Origin of the sequence: Succiniclasticum ruminis DSM 9236 (genome assembly GCF_900112895.1) — a bacterium.
In the GTDB taxonomy this organism is placed as follows: Bacteria; Bacillota; Negativicutes; order Acidaminococcales; family Acidaminococcaceae; genus Succiniclasticum; species Succiniclasticum ruminis.
In genome coordinates, this window is sequence record NZ_FONL01000004.1 from 71,600 (window position 1) to 92,275 (window position 20,676).

19 protein-coding genes are annotated in these 20,676 nt (G+C 50.8%); 18 read left to right on the forward strand and 1 reads right to left on the reverse strand.

Annotated elements, in window-relative coordinates; genetic code table 11:
- Positions 1 to 55 precede the first annotated feature (55 nt).
- The 11 genes from mraY to BM159_RS04850 all read left to right on the forward strand — a co-directional run bounded on the left by mraY (position 56) and on the right by BM159_RS04850 (position 10,337).
- Entirely contained in the window at positions 56 to 1,045 is a 990-nt protein-coding gene (gene mraY, locus BM159_RS04800; protein WP_218149511.1) for a phospho-N-acetylmuramoyl-pentapeptide-transferase, read from the forward strand.
- A 1-nt stretch (position 1,046) separates the two neighbouring features.
- Positions 1,047 to 2,399, forward strand: coding sequence for a UDP-N-acetylmuramoyl-L-alanine--D-glutamate ligase (gene murD, locus BM159_RS04805; RefSeq protein ID WP_093913121.1), 1,353 nt, complete (start codon positions 1,047 to 1,049; stop codon positions 2,397 to 2,399).
- A gap of 26 nt (positions 2,400 to 2,425) precedes the next feature.
- On the forward strand, positions 2,426 to 3,538 hold the full coding sequence (gene murG / locus BM159_RS04810; protein ID WP_093913122.1) for an undecaprenyldiphospho-muramoylpentapeptide beta-N-acetylglucosaminyltransferase: 1,113 nt from the start codon (positions 2,426 to 2,428) through the stop codon (positions 3,536 to 3,538).
- 83 nt (positions 3,539 to 3,621) lie between these two features.
- Positions 3,622 to 5,007 (forward strand): UDP-N-acetylmuramate--L-alanine ligase, encoded by a 1,386-nt coding sequence (gene murC, locus BM159_RS04815; protein ID WP_093913185.1) that lies wholly within the window; start codon positions 3,622 to 3,624, stop codon positions 5,005 to 5,007.
- A 14-nt stretch (positions 5,008 to 5,021) separates the two neighbouring features.
- On the forward strand, positions 5,022 to 5,963 hold the full coding sequence (locus BM159_RS04820) for a D-alanine--D-alanine ligase (RefSeq protein ID WP_093913123.1): 942 nt from the start codon (positions 5,022 to 5,024) through the stop codon (positions 5,961 to 5,963).
- Positions 5,964 to 5,995: 32 nt separating this feature from the next.
- Positions 5,996 to 6,766: a cell division protein FtsQ/DivIB gene (locus BM159_RS04825; RefSeq protein ID WP_093913124.1), complete on the forward strand. Its 771-nt coding sequence runs from the start codon at positions 5,996 to 5,998 to the stop codon at positions 6,764 to 6,766.
- Between the two features lie 117 nt (positions 6,767 to 6,883).
- Positions 6,884 to 7,696, forward strand: coding sequence for a DUF881 domain-containing protein (locus BM159_RS04830; protein WP_245763638.1), 813 nt, complete (start codon positions 6,884 to 6,886; stop codon positions 7,694 to 7,696).
- A complete protein-coding gene (locus BM159_RS04835) occupies positions 7,693 to 8,022 on the forward strand; it encodes a small basic family protein (protein WP_093913125.1) in 330 nt (109 codons plus the stop codon). Before BM159_RS04830 ends, BM159_RS04835 begins: the two co-directional genes overlap by 4 nt.
- Positions 8,023 to 8,181: 159 nt before the next feature.
- Entirely contained in the window at positions 8,182 to 9,339 is a 1,158-nt protein-coding gene (ftsZ, locus tag BM159_RS04840) for a cell division protein FtsZ (protein ID WP_245763639.1), read from the forward strand.
- Between the two features lie 102 nt (positions 9,340 to 9,441).
- Positions 9,442 to 9,912, forward strand: a complete 471-nt coding sequence (gene nrdR, locus BM159_RS04845; RefSeq protein ID WP_093913126.1) for a transcriptional regulator NrdR — start codon at positions 9,442 to 9,444, stop codon at positions 9,910 to 9,912.
- 116 nt (positions 9,913 to 10,028) lie between these two features.
- Positions 10,029 to 10,337, forward strand: a complete 309-nt coding sequence (locus BM159_RS04850) for an HU family DNA-binding protein (protein ID WP_093913127.1) — start codon at positions 10,029 to 10,031, stop codon at positions 10,335 to 10,337.
- A gap of 166 nt (positions 10,338 to 10,503) precedes the next feature.
- Here the strand turns inward: BM159_RS04850 and rpsT are convergent, their stop codons facing one another.
- Complete coding sequence (gene rpsT / locus BM159_RS04855; protein WP_093913128.1) at positions 10,504 to 10,767, reverse strand: 30S ribosomal protein S20; 264 nt, start codon at positions 10,765 to 10,767, stop codon at positions 10,504 to 10,506.
- 260 nt (positions 10,768 to 11,027) lie between these two features.
- Between rpsT and lepA the strand changes: the two genes are divergently transcribed.
- The 7 genes from lepA to BM159_RS04890 all read left to right on the forward strand — a co-directional run bounded on the left by lepA (position 11,028) and on the right by BM159_RS04890 (position 20,668).
- The gene (lepA, locus tag BM159_RS04860; RefSeq protein ID WP_093913129.1) at positions 11,028 to 12,833 is read left to right on the forward strand and encodes a translation elongation factor 4; all 1,806 of its coding nucleotides are present in this window, start codon (positions 11,028 to 11,030) and stop codon (positions 12,831 to 12,833) included.
- Positions 12,834 to 12,837: 4 nt separating this feature from the next.
- Positions 12,838 to 14,013 carry a radical SAM family heme chaperone HemW gene (gene hemW / locus BM159_RS04865; protein ID WP_093913130.1) on the forward strand — a complete coding sequence of 392 codons (1,176 nt, stop codon included), beginning with the start codon at positions 12,838 to 12,840 and terminating at the stop codon, positions 14,011 to 14,013.
- 330 nt (positions 14,014 to 14,343) lie between these two features.
- Positions 14,344 to 15,384, forward strand: a complete 1,041-nt coding sequence (gene hrcA / locus BM159_RS04870) for a heat-inducible transcriptional repressor HrcA (protein WP_093913131.1) — start codon at positions 14,344 to 14,346, stop codon at positions 15,382 to 15,384.
- A gap of 42 nt (positions 15,385 to 15,426) precedes the next feature.
- Positions 15,427 to 16,110, forward strand: coding sequence for a nucleotide exchange factor GrpE (grpE, locus tag BM159_RS04875; RefSeq protein WP_245763640.1), 684 nt, complete (start codon positions 15,427 to 15,429; stop codon positions 16,108 to 16,110).
- A gap of 151 nt (positions 16,111 to 16,261) precedes the next feature.
- Positions 16,262 to 18,112 carry a molecular chaperone DnaK gene (gene dnaK / locus BM159_RS04880; protein WP_093913132.1) on the forward strand — a complete coding sequence of 617 codons (1,851 nt, stop codon included), beginning with the start codon at positions 16,262 to 16,264 and terminating at the stop codon, positions 18,110 to 18,112.
- Between the two features lie 23 nt (positions 18,113 to 18,135).
- Positions 18,136 to 19,302 (forward strand): molecular chaperone DnaJ, encoded by a 1,167-nt coding sequence (dnaJ, locus tag BM159_RS04885; RefSeq protein WP_093913133.1) that lies wholly within the window; start codon positions 18,136 to 18,138, stop codon positions 19,300 to 19,302.
- A gap of 244 nt (positions 19,303 to 19,546) precedes the next feature.
- Positions 19,547 to 20,668: a phosphatase domain-containing putative toxin gene (locus tag BM159_RS04890; RefSeq protein WP_093913134.1), complete on the forward strand. Its 1,122-nt coding sequence runs from the start codon at positions 19,547 to 19,549 to the stop codon at positions 20,666 to 20,668.
- The last annotated feature ends 8 nt before the right edge of the window (positions 20,669 to 20,676 follow it).

The window sequence follows — 20,676 nt, forward strand, 5'->3', positions numbered from 1 at the left end:
GAATGACAGGATATCCTGCCATTTTCGAATCAATCAGGAAAGTCTGGTGCGCAGTATGGAAGTAACGGGCATGCAGGTCATTGGGGCGTTGCTGACGTCCTTGATTGTATGCGCAGCGTTGGGTCCGGTATTGATTCCGATCCTACATAAATTGAAGTTCGGGCAGAGTATTCGTGATGTAGGCCCGGCCAGCCACATGAAAAAAAGTGGTACGCCCACCATGGGGGGCATTATGATGCTGTGCGGGCTGTTTGTGGCCATGGTGGTTTGGAACCGTTTTACACCGTTGATCATCATTGCTTTTGTACTGACCTTCGGCCATGCGCTGATAGGCTTTCTTGACGATTATATCAAGGTCGTAATGAAACGGAATCTGGGGCTTACGGCAAAGCAGAAGCTGGCTCTGCAGGTTGCGCTTGCAATGGCGTATATTTATTATGTGGAGCAGCACGCAGGGGCATCCGGCACGGATTTATGGGTCCCGGGGACCGCTGTTTCTGTCCATATGGGCTGGCTGTATTACGTATTGGTACTGCTTCTTCTGGTGGGAACCACGAATGCGGTAAATCTGACGGACGGACTGGACGGGCTGGTTTCCAGCGTCAGCATACCAGTTCTGACTGCATATTCGTATATAGCATGGCAGGCGGGAGAAGGGGATTTGTGCCTGTTTGCGGCAGCCGTTTTGGGAAGTTGTCTGGGTTTTCTTGTCTGGAATCATCATCCGGCCAAAGTGTTTATGGGAGATACAGGATCACTGGCTTTAGGCGGCGCAGTAGCGGCGCTGGCTCTGCTGACCCATACAGAGATCCTGCTGGTTATTATAGGCGGAATGTATGTATTGGAAGCATTGTCTGTTATTATCCAGGTTGTATATTTTAAACATACAGGGGGAAAACGCGTCTTCCGTATGACGCCGATCCATCATCACTTTGAACTGGGCGGATGGAAAGAAACGAAAGTCGTGGCAGTGTTTACGCTGGCGAGCTGTGTTTTCTGTCTGGCCGGCATAGGGCTGTGGTTCCTGGGAAAGGGTGGCATGTAATATGTCCGATATTCAAAATGTAATGGTATTTGGCGCCGGTATCAGCGGCAAAGGCGCGGCGATGGAACTGGTTGAGCAGGGCAGGACGGTTTATCTGTATGATGACACCCCGAAACAGCTGGAACCTGAACTAGAAGAATTACTGGCACGGCAGGGCGGCGGATTTGTCTGCGGAAATCTCGCGGAGACATTGGGGCGGGTGCAGCAGGTCGTATTATCGCCGGCGGTGCCGGGGAATCTTCCGGAGTTGCAAAAAGCCCGTGAAAAGGGCGTGGAGGTCATCAGCGAAATCGAATTGGCCTGGCGCAATTATATCGGACACATGGTGGCCATCACCGGAACCAACGGAAAAACCACTACAACGACTCTTGTCGGCGAAATGCTGAAGACGCTGCCGGTAAAGACGGCGGTGGGCGGCAATATCGGCCGGGCTCTTTCCAGAGAAGTAAAAGGGCTGGATAAGAACAGCTGGGTAGCGGCGGAAGTATCCAGTTACCAGCTGGAAGGCATCAAAGAGTTCTGCCCGGATGTGGCGGCAATCCTGAACCTTACGCCGGACCACATGGAGCGCCATAAAACCATGGAGGAATATGCCCGTTGTAAAAGGAATATTTTCATCAATCAGACTGCCAGACAGATTACGATTTTGAACTATGACGATCCGGAGGTCCGCACCTGGGGGAAATATTCGAAAGGCACATTGTGCTATTTCAGCCGCAAGGCGGCATTGCCGGAAGGCGTTTATATGAAAGACGGCAGTTTTTTCATTAAGTGGAAAAATGCTGTGAAAGAGATTTGCCATAAAAATGAGCTCCAGATTTTTGGCGCCCACAACGAAGAAAATGTACTGGCGGCCATTGCCTGCGGTTTTTTTGCAGGAGTGACCCCGGAAAAAATGCGGGAAACACTGCTGGGGTTTAAGGGCGTGGAACACCGTATCGAATATGTTACGACGATTCACGGAGTCCCGTACTATAATGATTCCAAGGCGACTAATACGGATTCTGTGATCAAAGCGCTGGAAGCGTTTCCCAGCGGACATATCATCCTGCTGGCGGGCGGCCATGACAAGATGACCCCGCTGGAACCCATGATGAACCTGATTCGGGAGAAAACTGACCTGCTGATTCTTCTGGGCGAGGCAAAGGAAAGGTTTTACAAGGCTGCCACGGCAGCCGGCGTTGAGAATATAGTTGTAGTGGATTCTTTTAAAGACGCGGTTGACACGGCTTATGCCAGGGCAAAAGCACCTCAGGTGGTGCTGCTGTCTCCGGCCTGTTCCTCTTTCGATATGTTCCATGACATGGGCGAAAGGGGACGCTATTTTAAGAAACTGGTGCACGAACTGAAATAAAAAAGCAGAATGGAGATCAGAATCAGATGAAGATTATAGTATCCGGTGGCGGTACCGGGGGACACATTTATCCGGCGCTTACCATTGCGGATACAATCAAAAAGCTTTACCCGGAAGCGGAGATACGTTTTGTGGGTACGACCCACGGGCTGGAAAAGGATCTTGTACCCCGCGCGGGTTATCCCATTGATTTTATTGATGTACAGGGGTTCAGGCGGAGCCTGGGCGTGGACACGTTCCGTTCGGTATATAAGCTGTTCATCGGTCTCGGGGACGCAAAAAAACTGCTGGCAGTCCATAAACCGGACCTGGTCATTGGTACGGGCGGTTATGTATGCGGGCCTGTCGTATTTCTGGCGGCTATGCAGGGAATCCCATCCTGCGTGCAGGAACAGAATGCCCTGCCGGGGGTGACCAACAAGATATTGTCTCATTTTGTCAAAAAAATATTTTTAGGATATAAAGAAGCGGACAAATATTTTAAGGGAAAAGCACAAAAGGTTTTTACAGGAAATCCGATCCGGGAAGAAATTTTAAGTCATACCCGCTGGGAAGCTCTGAAGTTCTTCCAACTGGATATGAATAAAAAGACGATCCTGATCGCCGGCGGAAGCCTGGGCGCCGCGTCCATTAACAAAGCCGCGTTCCAGTTGGAAAAGGATCTTTCCGGGAGGGACGATGTGCAGATACTGCACGCCACCGGAAAAAATAATTACGAAGCCTATATGAAGCAGGTTGAGGAAGCGGGAGGATTTAAGCCGAATATCCACGTATCGCCTTATTTGTACGATATGCCCATGGCGCTGGCGGCAGCCGATCTTGCGGTGTTCCGGGCCGGTGCTATCGGTCTTGCGGAACTGACGGCAAAAGGGATTCCGTCTATCCTGATACCGTTCCCGTATGCAACGGGCAACCATCAGGAATTCAATGCCAGGGCGCTGGAATCAGCCGGTGCAGCGCAGGTGATTTTAGACAGGGAACTGACAGGAGAGGCTCTTCACGAAAAGGTTGAGCGTCTGCTGCTTCATGATAAAGAGCTGCGGCAAATGCAGCAGGCTGCGGCGAAAGCCGGACGGCCGGAGGCCGCTATGGAAATAGCAAAACAGGCAACAGCTTTGATAAATACAAGGGAATCCTGACCGTATGACTGAATGCCGGCAGGCACGACTGTATGGCCGGCATGAAAGAATGCAAGGGAACCCAAAAAGCGGAGGTAAAGCAGATGTTGGACAAGTACAGACATATCCACTTTATCGGTATCGGAGGCGCCGGTATGAGCGCGTTGGCTTATGTGCTGGTAAAACGCGGCTTTGACGTAACAGGCTCCGATCTGCAGGCCGGGCATATGGCCTATGAGCTGGCGGAAGCGGGTGCTTTGGTCTATATGGGGCATGATGATTGTCAGATTGAGGGAGCAGAGGCCGTGGTTGTTTCCTCTGCCATTCCCAAAACAAATCCGGAACTGGTTGCTGCCCGCAAGAAGAATATTCCTGTTTTACACCGCAGCGATGTGCTGATGGCGCTTCTGAACGGCGAGGGAACAAAAGGGGTCGCCGTAGCAGGTGCCCACGGTAAAACCACAACCAGCGCCATGATTGGCGTAATTGCGGCCGAAGCGGGTATCGATCCGACGGTTGTGATTGGCGGTGATGTGACGGCGCTGGGAGGGAATGCGCGGAACGGTGAAAGCGAATGGGTCGTAGCGGAAGCGGACGAAAGCGACGGTTCTTTCTTAAAATTTACCCCGTTTATTCCTGTTATTACCAATATTGAAGACGATCATCTGGACCATTACGGGACGGAAGAGAATATTTATCAGGCCTTTAAAGAATACCTTTCCCACATGAGAGATGGTGGGACTGCTGTTCTGTGCCTGGATAACGAAAAAGTGCGCCGCCTGTCGGAAGAAACGGAACTTCCTTTTATTACCTACGGTTTGACAGAGGATTGTGATTTTTGCGCAAAGAATATCCGGCACAGTGTAGAAGGTACGGACTATGACCTGTATCACGGGGGCGCGAAATTAATCTCTGTGCATCTGATTGTGCCGGGCAGGCATAATGTGCTGAATTCGCTGGGGGCTTTTGCGGCTGCCTCCCTGATGGGTATCTCGCCGGAAGTCAGCGTGGATGCGCTGGCAAAATTCTCCGGAGCCAAACGTCGTTTTGAAACAAAAGGCAAGGAAAACGGAATCTGGATCGTGGACGATTACGCACACCATCCTACCGAGATTATGGCAACGCTGCAGGCAGCGAAGGAAACCGGGGCAAAACGGATCGTATGCGTATTTCAGCCCCACCGGTACAGCCGGACGAAGCTGTTATACGAAGAGTTCTGTAAATGCTTTACCAACTGTGACAAACTGATTCTGACTCATATTTATTCTGCCGGTGAGGCACCGATTCCCGGTGTCAGCGGCAGGGGGCTGGCGGAATCCATAAAAGTCACTACGGGGCAGGACGTTATGTACATTGACAGTTTTTCCAGAGTGGAAGAACATCTCTTTAAAAACTGCAAAGAAGGCGACCTGGTCATCACCATGGGGGCCGGGGATGTGTTCCGGATCGGTGAAGAACTGGTAAAAGAGTTCAGGCAAGTGGAAAAATAAAGTGGAGAAATGATATGGATAAAGACAAAACAGTGGCCGTCGTGATGGGTGGTCCTTCGGCGGAAGAACAGATATCCCTGTCCACGGGTCACGCTATGGCGTCAGCGTTGCGGGGTAAAGGTTATAACGTGAAGGAAATCCGACTGGTGCCGCATAATTTTTCCGAGCAGGTGAAGGAAAGCGGCGCGGATGTGGTGGTGATTGCCGTGCACGGTTTATACGGCGAGGACGGAAGGCTGCAGAGCGCGTTGGAAATGATGGGGATTCCCTATACTGGTTCCGGCGTACTGGCCAGTTCCGTGAGCATGAACAAACTGGCTGCCAAACGGGTATTCCTGGGCAGCAACATCCCGACACCGGATTATATTTTCCTGCATCGCCGGGACCGGGGAAAACAGGATATGATCAAAGCCATCACGGATAAATTTTCTCTGCCGGTAGTTGTGAAACCTGTATCCCAGGGAAGTTCGCTGGGTGTTACCATTGAAAAGGAAATTTCTGGTCTTCAGAAAGCACTGGATGAGGCGTTCCAATACGATGAAGAAGTGCTGGTGGAGGAGTATATCGCCGGGCAGGAAACATCTGTATGCATGATGCGCTTAAAAGACGGTTCCGTTAAAGTCTGGCCTGTGATTCTGATACATCCCCATGCGGAATGGTACGATTTTAATGCCAAATATTCGGCGGGCGGCGTGGATCATCTGGTCCCGGCGCCGTTGCCGGAGGATATTACCCGGACGCTGAAAGACATTTCCGTGAAGGCCTTTGAAGTCTTGGGCTGTGCCGGTGTGGCCCGCACGGACTGCATGATTGACAAGGACGGCAAATGTTATGTGCTGGAGATGAATACAGTCCCCGGCATGACACCTACCAGCCTGGTGCCGGATGCAGCCAGGGCAGAAGGTACGGACTTTGGCGACTTATGTGAAATGATATTGGAAACAGCGCATCTGTAAGGATAAATTTGCATATCCCGGAGGCTTTGAGTATGGGATCTTCTCAGGAAAGACTGCAGGCAGACCATCGCCGCAAACGGCTGAATGATATAGTATGGCTTTTAGGCCTGCTGCTTTTTGCCGCTCTTGTGGTTGCCGGCTGGAAATATGTGCACCGGCCGGACTTTGCCTATGGGGATATCGTGATTCACGGAAGCAGACAGTTCACCCGGGAAAAGATATTGCAGATGGCAGACGCCAGGGAACCGGTTAATCTGTTTCTGGTTTCCAAAAACAAAATCGTGACATCGCTGCAGGGGGATGTGAGAGTGGAGAGCGCGGAAGCCCATTATGATTTCCCCTCTGTACTGAACGTGTATATCAAAGAACGAAAGCCCGTTTTATATGTAATAACGGATTACGGCAATTATGCCAAGCTGGATAAGACAGCTTTGGTCATGGAAATGACTGACGGCATCAAAGACGCGTCTGTTCCCCGTCTGGCAGGCGTTGCCTGCGGCAATGCGTTTATCGGGGACACCCTGCAGAACGATATGATCCGGGAAGTGCTGAAATTTATGGATAAACTGCAGCCAGACGCAAAGGAACAGATTGCGGACCTGAGCGTGGACACGGAAAAGAAACTGACCGTACACATGCGGTACGGTTTTCCGGTTATTTTGGGTCCTGTCAACGAACTGGCCGGGAAGGCGGAACTGTTCATGACCGTCTTTAACGAGATGAAAGGAAAAAAGGTGCAGGTCGAGTATATGGACCTGCAGTACAGCAAGCCCTTTGTCCGCCTGAGGCAGCAGGCACAATAAAGTGAAACCGCTGATTGCCCAAATCCATGATTTGTATTATTATATTAAATATACGGGAGAACAAAAACTGCAGGGATGCCTGTTTACGGAACAGGTTGCAGAAAAGAGGAACTACAGATGATGACAGTAAAAAATAAACATACCAGAATATTAATATTTCTGGTATGTATTATTTTGGGCTATATGATCACCATGCAGCTGAGATCACATAATCAATATCAGAATCTGGCGATACAGCGCGCGGAAGATTTAACGGTCCGCCTGAAGGAAGTGCAGGATGACAGGGATAAGCTGGCAAAAGAGCTGGATGAGTACAGGGCAGGCCGGATATCCGGGGCTGCGCAGAAAGAGATGGACGACCTGAAAGCCCGGGCGGGCGAAACGGAAATGGAAGGGAAGGGGATTGTTTTTACTCTTGATGACAGCAAACAGGCTGCCAAAACCGGGGAAAACAAAAATCTTTATATTATCCACGATGAAGACCTGCTTCGTGTGGTAAACGAGTTGCGCGCCGCCGGAGCGGAAGCAATTTCCCTGAACGGACAGCGGTTGATCGGTTCCAGTGAGATTCGTTGTGTCGGTCCCACAGTCCTTGTCAATGAGAGACGGCTGGCAGCACCCTTTGTCATTTTGGCAATCGGTAATCCCCAGACGCTGGAAAGCTCCCTGAAATTGCGCGGAGGGGTTATTGAAAACTTTAAGTTCTGGGGCATCAGGGCGGATGTCGTGCAGTCAGACAAAGTAAGGGTTCCTGCGTTTAAAGGAAAACGTACTTTTGAGTTTGCAAAAGCAGTGTCCGAAGAAGAAAAGAAGGAAGCAGGCCAGACCGTGACGGTTGACAGAGGAACTTCTGAAAAAATATCTGGTGCAGATGCAGAAAAATCCGAAGGCCGGCAGGCCTCGCAGAAGAATGCCGGAGGTGCCCAATGATTTATGCGATTATCGGCCTGATTTTTGGCATTGTGGGAGGCGTTCTGACCCCGGGCTTTATTCCTAAAATTTACGCTCCCTATTTTTCTGTAGCGCTGATGGCGGGACTTGATACCGCTTTCGGAGGACTTCGTGCGGCGATGGAAGGCGACTATGACAATCTGGTGTTTATTTCCGGTTTCGTCGTCAACATTCTCCTGTCTGTATTTTTCTGTTACGCGGGAATCAAGATGGATATCGATTTCTATCTGATAGTAATTCTGGTCTTGGGCATGCGGATTTTTAACAATCTGGCTATTATCCGCCGGTTGTATCTGAAAAAATAAGAGTAATTATGAAATATGTTTGAACTCCGTAAGGTGCAGCAGGAAAAAGTACTTTTTATAAAGAATTTCTTTTCAGCTTTTACATAATTTGCTTTTTTATTTTTGAATTGGATGGTATAATAACAACAGGTAGTATTATTAAGTAGGGGGATACCGAATATGTTTGAAGATATCATGAATAATCCGGCTGATTCCGGCATCACTCCGGAAACGCTGGCGAAGATCAAAGTCGTTGGTGTAGGCGGTGGCGGTAATAATGCGGTAAACCGCATGATCACCTCCGGGCTGCAGGGCGTGGAGTTTATCGCGATTAACTGCGATGCCCAGGCACTGCTGCTCTCCAAAGCGCAGAACCGTATCCAGATCGGGGAAAAGCTGACCAAAGGTCTGGGCGCCGGAGCCAATCCGGAAATCGGGCAAAAGGCTGCGGAAGAATCCAGAGAGCTCCTGGTTGAACAGTTACGGGGCGCGGACATGGTTTTCGTAACTGCAGGTATGGGCGGCGGCACGGGAACCGGTGCGGCTCCCATCGTGGCGGAATGCGCCCGGGAAGCAGGCGCGCTTACTGTCGGCGTAGTGACCAAGCCATTTTCCTTTGAAGGCAAACGCCGGATGAATCAGGCGGAAGCCGGCATCGTGAATTTAAAAGACCGTGTAGATACGCTGATTACTATTCCCAATGATCGCCTGCTGCAGGTCATCGACCGCAGGACCAGTATGCTGGATGCGTTCCGCATTGCTGATGATGTATTGCGTCAGGGCGTTCAGGGCATTTCCGATTTGATTTCCGTTCCCGGTCTGATCAACGCTGACTTCGCGGACGTAAAAACCATTATGTCCAATGCAGGTTCTGCGTTAATGGGTATCGGTACCGCCAAAGGTGAAAACGGCGCAGTGGCAGCCGCGGAAGCGGCTATCAAGAGCCCGTTGCTGGAAGCATCCATCGAAGGGGCCCGGGGCGTGCTGTTCAATATCACCGGCGGCAAAGATCTGTCCCTGTTTGACGTTACGGAAGCATCGAACATCATTACGGAAGCCGTGGATCCGGACGCCAATATTATCTTTGGCGCGGTCATCGACGAAAAACTGGATGACGAGATTCGCGTAACCGTGATCGCAACCGGCTTTAACGGGAAGAACCCGGCTTTGACGGGTCAGGCGACTATCCAGAAGGCCGGCATAAAAGTTACGCCGCGTCCGGCGGTTCCCAAACCGGCCCCCAAACCGGTACAGGCACCTCCCGCGCCGGGACCGAAACCTATCATTAATCCTAATCCGTTCCCTTCAACTCCGGAGGTCCCGCCCTGGATCCGCTGAGTATTTCGTAAAACCATGCGGCAGTGTAATACTGCCGCTTTGTTATATTCTGTTACTGACTCCAATCTGCTTTTACTCCGTCGATGAAAGGATAGTGTACTTATGAGATGTCCGTTTTGTTCTTTTGAAGACAGCCGGGTAATCGATTCCCGCTCCGTTGAAAGCGGCGCGTCTATTCGCCGCCGCCGGGAGTGTCCCAAGTGCGGCCGGCGTTTTACCACGTATGAGAAATATGAAGAAACACCGCTGGTGGTCAATAAGAAAGACGGACGTCGGGAACTGTTTGATGGTGGAAAGTTGTTCGGCGGATTGCTGAAAGCGTTTGAGAAACGGCCCGTTTCAACGGAAACTGTGCAGGACATTGCGCATGAGATTGAACGGGAACTGCGCCTTAAAGGTGAGTCGGAAGTCACCAGCCGGGAAATCGGGGAACTGGTTATGGAACATCTGGAAAAGACGGACCAGATTGCGTATGTCCGCTTTGCGTCGGTATACAGACAGTTTGCGGACGTGCAGAACTTCATGCAGGAACTGCAGCGGATCATGGAAAACAATAAGAAGGATAACAAATAGAAGATTTTTTGCAGAAAACCCTTTTACCCCTTGCAAACACTGATTAATACTGATATTATATTTTTGAACCCAGTAGTCATGCACTCTCACAATATTTTTGAAAAGGAGCGTACATCATGAACAAAAAAGAACTCGTAGCTGCAACCGCTGAAGCAAGCGGCATGCCCAAAAAATGTGTTGAAATGGTTCTGAAAGCCCTCACCGCAAACGTGATTGCTGAAGTTGCTAAAAAAGGTAAAGTTCAGCTGATCGGTTTCGGCACCTTCGAAGCCCGTGCACGCGCTGCCCGTACCGGCAAGAACCCGCAGACCGGCAAACCCATTAAAATCGCTGCGGCAACGGTTCCTGCGTTCAAGGCTGGCAAAGCATTCAAAGATGCGGTTAATAAACCGGCAAAAAAGAAAGCTGCCAAAAAAGCGAAATAATAATGTAATGTAATGAAACACCCGCCTGTTTTTCAGGCGGGTGTTTTTGTATGTGTGGGCAGTAGGGCTGTACGTATCAGCCCGCTGCCGTTTTTTTACTGCAAATCATCCCCTGTAAAACAAAAAACCTGCCTACGCAGTAAGCAGGATGTTTTGTCAGGAACAATTACTGTACCTTGTTAACTTTTTTAGCCAGTTTAGATTTTTTGCGGGCAGCGGCATTCTTGGAAATAACACCGTCCTGAGCCGCTTTATCCAGCAAGCTGGAAGCGTTCTTTAACGTAACTTCGGCTTCCGCTTTGTTTCCTTCGGCAACTTTAGCTTCTACTTTTTTGGCAACCGTGCGTACGGCGCTTTTCTTGGCTGCGTTGGTGGCGCGGCGTTCAGCGTCGGTCTTTACGCTGCGGATAGAAGATTTAATGTTAGGCAACAGATTCACCTCCTACTATAACTTTTACCAGAGTATTTTACCACGTGAGTTTAGTTTATGCAAGATGATTTTGCAATTCCTGAAATATTTCTTTTATAAATTTTGAATATCGTATATAATTATTAAGTAACAATGAAATACCGGCAGGCATGATAAGCCGTAAGTATCCGCTGATTGATGCAGTTACTTACGGCCAACGGCAGCCTGCTTAGAAAAGAACACTGCTTACAGAAAGGAACGGCATAAGCCGCTAGAATAAAATGCAGAAAGACCACATCCGTAATTTTTCTATTATTGCCCATATTGATCACGGCAAGTCGACTCTGGCCGACCGCTTAATTGAAATGACCGGAACCTTATCCAAACGCGAGATGGAGGAGCAGATCCTGGATTCCATGGACCTGGAAAAGGAACGGGGCATTACGATCAAGGATCAGGCGGTGCAAAGCATTTACCGTGCAAAAAACGGCGAAGACTACATGCTGAACTTTATTGACACGCCGGGCCATGTGGATTTTAACTATGAAGTGTCCCGTGCCTTGGCTGCCTGCGAAGGGGCCCTGCTGGTCATTGACGCCAGCCAGGGCATCGAAGCCCAGACCCTGGCCAATACCTATCTGGCGCTGGATAACAATCTGGAGATTATTCCGGTCATCAACAAAATCGATCTGCCCAGCGCCGACCCGGATAAGGTACGTAAGGAAATTGAAGATGTCATCGGCATCGACGCCAGCGAGGCGGTGCTTTGCAGTGCCAAGACCGGGGAAGGGGTAGAAGATATCCTGGAGGCCATCGTGGAACGGATTCCCGCTCCGGTGTGTGACGATAACAAACCGTTAAAGGCGTTGGTGTTTGATTCCAAATTTGATTCCTACAAAGGTGTGCTATTATATTTGCGTGTCTATGACGGAACGATCCGCAAGGGCATGAAGATTGAGATGATGGCAACAGGCGCCACTTATGAAGTAACGGAGGTAGGCGTGTTCAAGCCTGCTCCCGTTAATGTGGATGTACTGACAGCCGGTGAAGTAGGTTTTCTGGCGGCCGCCATCAAAACGGTCGGCGAGGCCCGGGTGGGGGATACGGTGACGGATGCCGTCCATCCGGCGGACGAGCCGTTGCCGGGCTATCGGAAAGCTACGCCTATGGTGTTCTGCGGTCTGTATCCGGTAGAAAATACGGATTATGACAATCTGCGGGACGCATTGGAAAAACTTCATCTGAATGACGCGGCCCTGCTGTTTGAGCCGGAAACATCTACCGCGTTGGGTTTTGGTTTCCGCTGCGGTTTCCTTGGGCTCCTGCATATGGACGTCATCAAAGAAAGACTGGAACGAGAGTATAAATTAGACCTGATCACTACCGCGCCTAACGTAGTGTATCAGATTGACAAGACCAACGGCGATATTGAACTGGTGGATAATCCTTCTGCCTTCCCGGATCCTACGGTTATCGCGACGGTATCGGAACCTTATGTGACGGCGACGATTATCGTGCCCAAGGACTATGTGGGGGCGGTCATGGAACTGTCGCAGGAAAAGCGCGGGGAATACCAGAACATGACCTATCTGGATGAGGACAGGGTCATGATCCATTATTCGCTGCCCTTGTCGGAGATCATTTACGATTATTTTGACCGTTTGAAGAGTTGCAGCCGGGGCTATGCTTCCCTGGATTACGAACTGTCCGGCTACAAGCCCAGCGACCTGGTGAAAGTGGATATTCTGCTGAACGGGGATCCGGTGGATGCCCTGTCGGCCATCGTACACCGGGAGAATGCCCAGGTACAGGGACGCCGGCTGGTGGAACGGCTGCGGAGCCTGATTCCCCGCCAGCAGTTCTCCATCCCGGTACAGGCGGCCATCGGCAACAAGGTCATCGCCCGGGAAGATGTGGCGGCGCTCCGCAAAGACGTGCTGGCCAAATGTTACGGCGGCGACATCACCCGGAAACGGAAACTGCTGGAAAAACAGAAAGCCGGCAAAAAGCGTATGAAGCAGGTGGGCACGGTGGAACTGCCCCAGGAAGCCTTCATGGCAATTTTAAGTATGGATAAGAAGAAGTAAAACAATGGAACGTTGGGAACAGTTTCAAGGGGTATATGTACATACCCCTTTTTGTTTGCAAAAATGTTTATACTGTGATTTTCCGTCTTATGCCGGGTTTCCGGAAGAAGTGAGGCAACGATATGTGGATGCGCTCTGCAGGGAAATCGAGGTTCGCTCCTTACAGCGTGAGCTGCCGGTTGCGGAAAATGCGACGATGTATTTCGGCGGGGGTACACCCACGGTTCTTACTGTAGAGCAGATTGGAAAAATCGTTTCAACCCTTAAGCATTGCGGTTGGTGGAACGATCCTGCGGAAGCGACCGTTGAAGCGAATCCCGGAACAGTAAATGCTGGAAAGCTGAAGGCACTGCGCGAGATTGGCTTTGACCGGACCAGTTTAGGCGTACAGTCTTTGCAAAATAAGGAACTGCTGGCACTGGGACGCGTCCATACGGCAGAGCAGGCGCTGTATGCAATAGAAGAGGCGAAGCAGGCCGGCTTCCGGCGTATTAATGCGGATCTGATGTCCGGTATTCCCTGTCAGACGGTGGAGTCCTTCCGCGACACAATGGATAAGATCTTGCAGATGAACCTGTCGCACATTTCCGCTTACAGCCTGATTTTAGAAGAAGGAACGCCGCTGGAACGAATGGTCAGGGGAGGCAAGGTGCAGCTGCCGGATGAAGAAGTTTCTTATAATATGTATGCAATGACAACGGACGTTTTGGCGAAAGCCGGTCTGCAGCGTTATGAGATTTCCAATTATGCTGTGCCGGGAGAAGAATCGCTTCATAATATAGTGTACTGGCATTATGAACCGTACGCGGCTTTCGGCGTGGGCGCCTGTTCGTTTACCGGGACAGAACGGCGGACGAATACGGCTGATGTGCTGCGATATATTCAAGGGTCAGCCAAGCTTTCGCTTTCTGCTCTCAAAACTGACAGCGGTCAGTGGCAAACCGAACACCTTGACCGTAAAACACAGATAAGTGAAGCAATGATTATGGGCCTGCGTATGACTGACGGTGTGAACCTGCAGAAAATACAGCAACGATTTGGTATTGACATATTGGAAAGCTATGGTAAGGAAATTCAGACCCTGCTGGACAGGAAGATGGCAGAATGCGAGGGCAGAACGCTGCGTCTGACCTCATACGGGATGCGATACGGCAACCGGGCCTTTGAAGCATTTATTTGAGGTGAATGCAGGAACCCGGTTTTTCGCGCGTCTGTGAAAACTGATTAAAATGTGTTACACCGCGACATCTCGCAACAGACACCTGTACCTGAAAGGGTGCAGGTGTTTTTACTTTACATCGGGACATTCCGTTCCAAAACTATGAAGTTTGTGTGAATTGCATGGTAAAAAATAAAAATTTAACTTTTTGACTATTGACATTCTTCCGGTCCGGTGCTATTCTTACATTGTGAAAGATGTTAGCACTCTGCACACATGAGTGCTAACAAAAACAAGAAACACGAAGGAGGCCGGCAACAAAAGCCTCCTGAACAAAGATGAGGTGGGATTATGTTAAACGACCGTAAACGGAAAATCCTGCAGATCATCATCGAAGACTACATTGAAACTGCGGAACCGGTGGGTTCGCGAACCATTGCCCGCAAACATAATCTGGGATTGAGTCCGGCCACCATCCGTAACGAGATGAGCGATCTGGAACTGTTAGGCTACCTTGAACAGCCCCATACCTCGGCAGGGCGTGTTCCTTCGGCGCAGGCATACCGCCTGTATGTGGATTCCATGGTGGATTCCATGAAGGAAGAACCCGGCGTGCTGACGGAAAACGACATGGCGCTGATCAACAGCTGGTATAAAGAACGCATCCGAAACATGGATGACATTTTCAAATCCACTGCCAAGATCCTGTCCCGCATGACCCAGAATGTTTCACTGGTGCTGGCCAACAAAAAATCCACGGCCCGGTTCAAATACTTGAAGTTTTTACCCCTGAGCGACACCCAGGCGATTATGTGCATCGTCACGGATGACGGGGCCATGGACAATGGGCTCATTGATATCCCGGCAGGGATGAGCAGCGCCGAACTGGATTACCTTTCCGGCAAGATGAGCAACCTGCTGGAAGGCAGAAGACTCACAGAGATTACGGGCGACCTGCTTCAGGAGGTGTACTCCGCTGTATCCGAAGACGAAGTGATGCTGGCTTCCCTGAAGAAGGCCATCAGCAATATCGCCGCGAAAAACAGTGAGCAGAAAGTGTTCCTGGGCGGCGCCAAGCAGCTGCTGAACCAGCCGGAGTTCCAGGATGTGAGCAGGGTGAAAAACCTGCTGGGGATCCTGGAAGAAGAAAAAGTGGTGAAGGATATCCTGAACGCCGGGGACGGCTCCGGCCTGAAGGTGACCATCGGCAGCGAGAACAAGTTCACCGGTATCAAGGACTGCAGCATGGTCCAGGCTACCTACCGGCTGAACGGACAGATCGTAGGGACTATGGCGGTGCTGGGGCCTACCCGGATGGAATACCGCAAGGTCATCGCGGTGATGAATTATCTGCACAAGTATCTGGAAACCATATTGAAAGACCCGAAGTGATTGATAGATTGACAGACAAGAAACCCAAAAGGAGGAACAGCGTTGTTTACGAGGAAGAGTGAAGAAGAGATCCGGGAAGCGACTGATCCGAACCGGAACGCAACTGTGCAGAACGGAGAGGAAGCCGCAGCCGGAAATGCGCCGGAAGAGGCGGAAGCCCCGGGAACCGGAAACGGGGAAGGGACGGCCGGAAATGCTGCAGAGGAAGCAAAGCCGGAGGAAACAGCAGAAGAAACGCTGGAAGATGTTCAGGCGAAACTGACAGCCACGGCGGCTTTGCTAAAAACAAAAGAGGAAGAAACGACGGAAATCAAAAACCGGTTGCTGCGCCTCCAGGCGGATTTCGATAATTTCCGCCGCCGCAACACAGCGGAGCGGGAAGAGCTGGCTACGTATGTGACCATCAGCGTGGTCAACAAGTTTTTACAGATTCTGGATAACTTCGAACGGGCGGAAGCCGCGGCGGAAAACGCGACGGACGTGCAGAGCGTGGTGGACGGCATGGCCGGCATCCAGAAGCAGTTTGTAAAAACACTGGAAGACTTGGGCGTGAAGGAAATCCCCGCCCAGGGTGAAAAGTTTAACCCCAATTTTCACGAAGCGGTGATGCGGGGGCAGAACCCGGAGATGGAAGACGAGACCATTGACATGGTTTTTGAAAAAGGCTACCAGCTCCACGACAAAGTGGTGCGCCATAGCAAGGTGCGCGTCATCAGCAACGAGTAACGGTTAACGGATTTAAGCAAAAGCGGGTGCCGGTGTTGCAATAAGAAGAGCAGGCGCGGCAACATAAAAATGTTTAAGTTATGAACCGCAAGGTTCAAAGATTTATAAAGTGTTTTATTAATTCAGTTTAAAATTTAAGGAGGAATACATCATGTCTAAAGTAATTGGTATTGACTTAGGTACTACGAACTCTGTTGTTGCAGTAATGGAAGGTGGCGAACCCACCGTTATCACGAACCCGGAAGGCAGCCGTCTGACTCCTTCTGTAGTTGGTTTCACGAAAGACGACCAGCGTCTGGTTGGTCAGATGGCAAAACGTCAGGCGATTTCCAATCCGGCCCGTACCGTAAGCTCCATTAAACGGCACATGGGCGAAGCCGGTTACCGCGTGGAAATCGGTGACAAGAAATTCTCCCCGGAAGAAATCTCCGCCATGATCCTGCAGAAGCTGAAAGCGGACGCGGAAAAATATCTGGGAGAAACCGTAACCCAGGCGGTCATCACCGTTCCGGCTTACTTCTCCGATTCCCAGCGTCAGGCTACCAAGGACGCTGGCAAGATTGCCGGTCTGGAAGTGCTGCGTATCATCAACGAACCTACGGCGGCTTCCCTGGCTTACGGTATTGACAAGACCGACGACCACACCATCCTGGTATATGACCTGGGCGGCGGCACCTTTGATGTCAGCATCCTGGAACTGGGCGATGGCGTATTCGAAGTAAAAGCCACCAACGGCGATACCCATCTGGGCGGCGACGATTTCGACGACCGCATCATGAACTGGATGGTTGCGGAATTCAAGAAAGAAAGCGGTATTGACCTGTCCAACGACAAGATGGCCATGCAGCGTCTGCGTGAAGCAGCGGAAAAGGCCAAGATTGAACTGTCCAGCATGGTGACCACCAACATCAACCTGCCGTTCATCACGGCTGGCGCTGACGGTCCGAAACATCTGGATATGAACCTGACCCGCGCCAAATTCGAAGAGATGACAGCAGATCTGGTAGAACGGACCATTGGACCGACCAAACGGGCACTGAGCGATGCAGGCCTGTCTGCCAGCGATATCAACAAAGTTATCCTGGTTGGCGGTTCTTCCCGTATCCCTGCGGTACAGGAAGCTATCAAACGGGTGATGGGCAAAGAGCCTACCCGCAACGTAAACCCGGACGAATGCGTAGCCATCGGCGCTGCCATCCAGGCCGGCGTACTGGCAGGCGAAGTAAAAGACGTACTGTTGCTGGATGTAACGCCGCTGTCTCTGGGCATTGAAACCCTGGGCGGTGTGTTCACCCGCATCATCGACCGCAACACCACCATTCCGACTTCCCGGAAGCAGGTGTTCTCTACAGCTACGGATAACCAGCCTTCCGTTGATATCCATGTGTTGCAGGGCGAACGAGATATGGCGGCAGACAACAAGACCCTGGGTCGTTTCGAACTGGGCGGCATCCCGGCAGCTCCCCGCGGAGTTCCGAAGATTGAAGTTGCGTTTGATATCGATGCCAACGGTATCGTAAACGTAAGCGCCAAGGATCTTGGCACCGGCAAGGAACAGAAGATTACCATTACTTCTTCCGGTACCCTGAGCAAGGACGAAGTAGACCGCATGGTAAAAGAAGCGGAAGCCAACGCGGAAGCGGACAAAAAACGCAAGGAAGGCGTAGAGATCCGCAACCAGGCTGATTCTCTGATTTACCAGGCGGAGAAGACCATCAAAGATATGGAAGGCAAAGGCAAGGACGACCTGATCGCCAAAGTAAAATCCGCGATGGAGACCCTGAAAGCCGATCTGAAGGGTAACGACAACGACAAGATCAAAGCTTCCACCGAAGCGCTGACCAAACCGTTATATGAACTGTCCGCTGAACTCTACAAACAGGCGGAAGCCAATAAGGGCGACGCAGGGGCTGCCGGTGCATCCGGCGCGCAGGGCGCAGGCGAAGGCAAAAAGCCCGAAGACGATGTGGTTGACGCGGAAGTTGTTGACGATAAGAAATAAAATCAGCGGGATGGGATAAAACAATGGCTGAAAAAAGAGATTTTTATGAGGTGCTTGGCGTCTCCAAAGACGCCAGCGCCGATGATATCAAAAAAGCATATCGCAAGCTGGCACGCAAGTACCATCCTGATTTGAACAAGGATAATCCGGAAGCCGCTGAAAAGTTCAAGGAATGCAGCGAAGCGTACAGCGTCCTTTCGGATGAACAGAAGCGTGCCCAGTATGACCAGTTCGGCATGGCGGCCTTTGAAAACGGCGGCGCGGGTGGTGCCGGCGGTTTCGGCGGGTTTGAAGGCTTTGGCGGTTTTGGTGCCGGCGGTTTCGGCAACGGCATGGAGGACATTTTCGATATGTTCTTCGGCGGTGCCGGCGGACGGCGTGGCAGCCAGGCTGACAAAGGACCCCAGCGGGGCGGCGACCTCCGTTTTGACCTTAACCTGACCTTTGAGGAGGCAGCCTTTGGCGTAGAAAAAGAGATTTCCCTGTACCGGGATGAAACCTGTGACCATTGCCACGGCGACGGTGCGGAGCCCGGTTCCAAAGTGGAAACCTGTCCGGACTGCCATGGTACCGGCCAGATCCGCGTGGTGCAGAACACGGTGCTTGGGCAGATGCAGACCGTACGGCCCTGTCCGAAATGCCATGGGGACGGTAAGATTATTTCCGACCCCTGCCATGAATGCCGCGGTACAGGAACTGTTAAGAAACAGAAGAACCTGAAAGTAAAAGTTCCGGCTGGCGTGGCCGACGGTTCACGTTTACGTGTGGCTAACGAAGGCGCTGCCGGCGCCAAGGGCGGACCGAACGGCGATCTGTACGTTTACCTGTTCGTGAAACCTCATAAATTCTTCGAACGGGACGGCAATGATGTGTACTGCGAAGTGCCCATCAACATTGTGCAGGCTTCTCTGGGCGCCGAGGTGGAAGTACCTACTCTGGACGGCAAGGTTGTCATGAAGGTTCCGGAAGGGACCCAGCCGGGCCGCGTGATGCGACTGCGTGGCAAAGGGATTCCGCGGCTGCGGGGAACCGGCCGGGGCGACCAGCTGGTGCGCATCAAGGTCGTAGTGCCTACGAAGCTGACGGAACGGCAGAAAGCAGTGCTGCGTAATTTTGCCGACGTAGCCAGGGATAATATTAATCCGGAAGAGAAGAGCTTCCTGAACAAGATCAAGGATTTGTTTAAGTAAGAGAGCAACGGTTTGATTGAGTAAGGGAACTGAACAGGATTACGAATTTGTGTAAGTAAGGAAACCGAGGAAAAGTTAAAAAGAAAGAAGGCTTTCGGTGCGGCTTGCAGAGAATGCAGGCCGTACTTTTTTGTGTTCAGTGCAAAGCGCCGTATTTTATGATAAAATATAATATCAAGACAGGCTATGAGTTTATATTTAACCAATTCTCCTTTTTGATTTATTGTAATGGGGGATACTTCTTATGGCACAGTTTATAACAGATATTTTTGCACAGTTCGACAAAAATCGGGCGCTGCTCAGTGACGGGACGAAAAAAAAACATGACACCATGACCGTCTATTGGGGCGGTATGCTGCATAATAAGAGCGTCTTTTTGCTTCGTTATGTAATCCTGTGTCTGTTTGTGTCGTTTCTGTTTTCTGCAGCATGTACAGCTTGTGGTGAAGCCGCAGTACCGTTTGTCAGGATAGACAGGGACAAACTGAACGGCTGGAAGGGCAAACTGGCCAATGTGAGACTGCTGGCGGATCACCGGTATCAATTTAAGAAAGTGAACCCCAAGTACAGATTTGATCCGGATTTTAAACCTTCCACGGAAGGGCTGGATACACTGTGTATTTCGGGCAGCGCGCAGTTTTCGGGGCCACAGTTCAGGAGGCTTGCTCCTGTCTTGCGGGAATGCGCCAAGGGCAAGGACATATATGTTGTTGATTTGCGACAGGAAAGCCATGTTTTTGTTAACGAAGGAATTCCGCTCTCCTGGTACGGGTCTCACAACTGGGCAAATGAAGGGATGACGCTTAAGGAGGTTGAGGCTGACGAAGCAAAGCGCTTTGGGGCAATGATTGGGAAAACAATTCAGGCGTACACCAGAAAAGGCAATACGCCGATTGACCGAATGGAAATCAATGTTAAAAGCGTTATAACGGAAAAGGAACTGGTTGAAAGCGAAGGATTTAAATATCTGAGGATTCCGATTCGGGACCATATCTGGCCCCCGGCGAAAGATATCGACGGTTTTATATCCTTTGTAAACAGAATTGGCCCGGGTCAGGCCTGGCTGCATTTCCACTGTCATGCAGGTAAGGGACGCACGGGTATCATGATGATGATTTACGATATGATGAGGAATCCGGGCGTGCCGATGAAAGACATTGTAATCCGTCAGACGATGGCGGGAAGCAGCTATCCCCTTTACACCGAGAAATCCAACAGCTATAAAGTACCTCTCTATGAGGAAAAAGCCAGGATGTTGCCCTTGATTTATGAATATGTGCAGGAAAACCGTAAAACGAACTATAAAGTACTCTGGAGTTTATGGTTGAAAAAGAAGAAACAGATTGAGTGGTTTACACTTAATTAAAAGACATG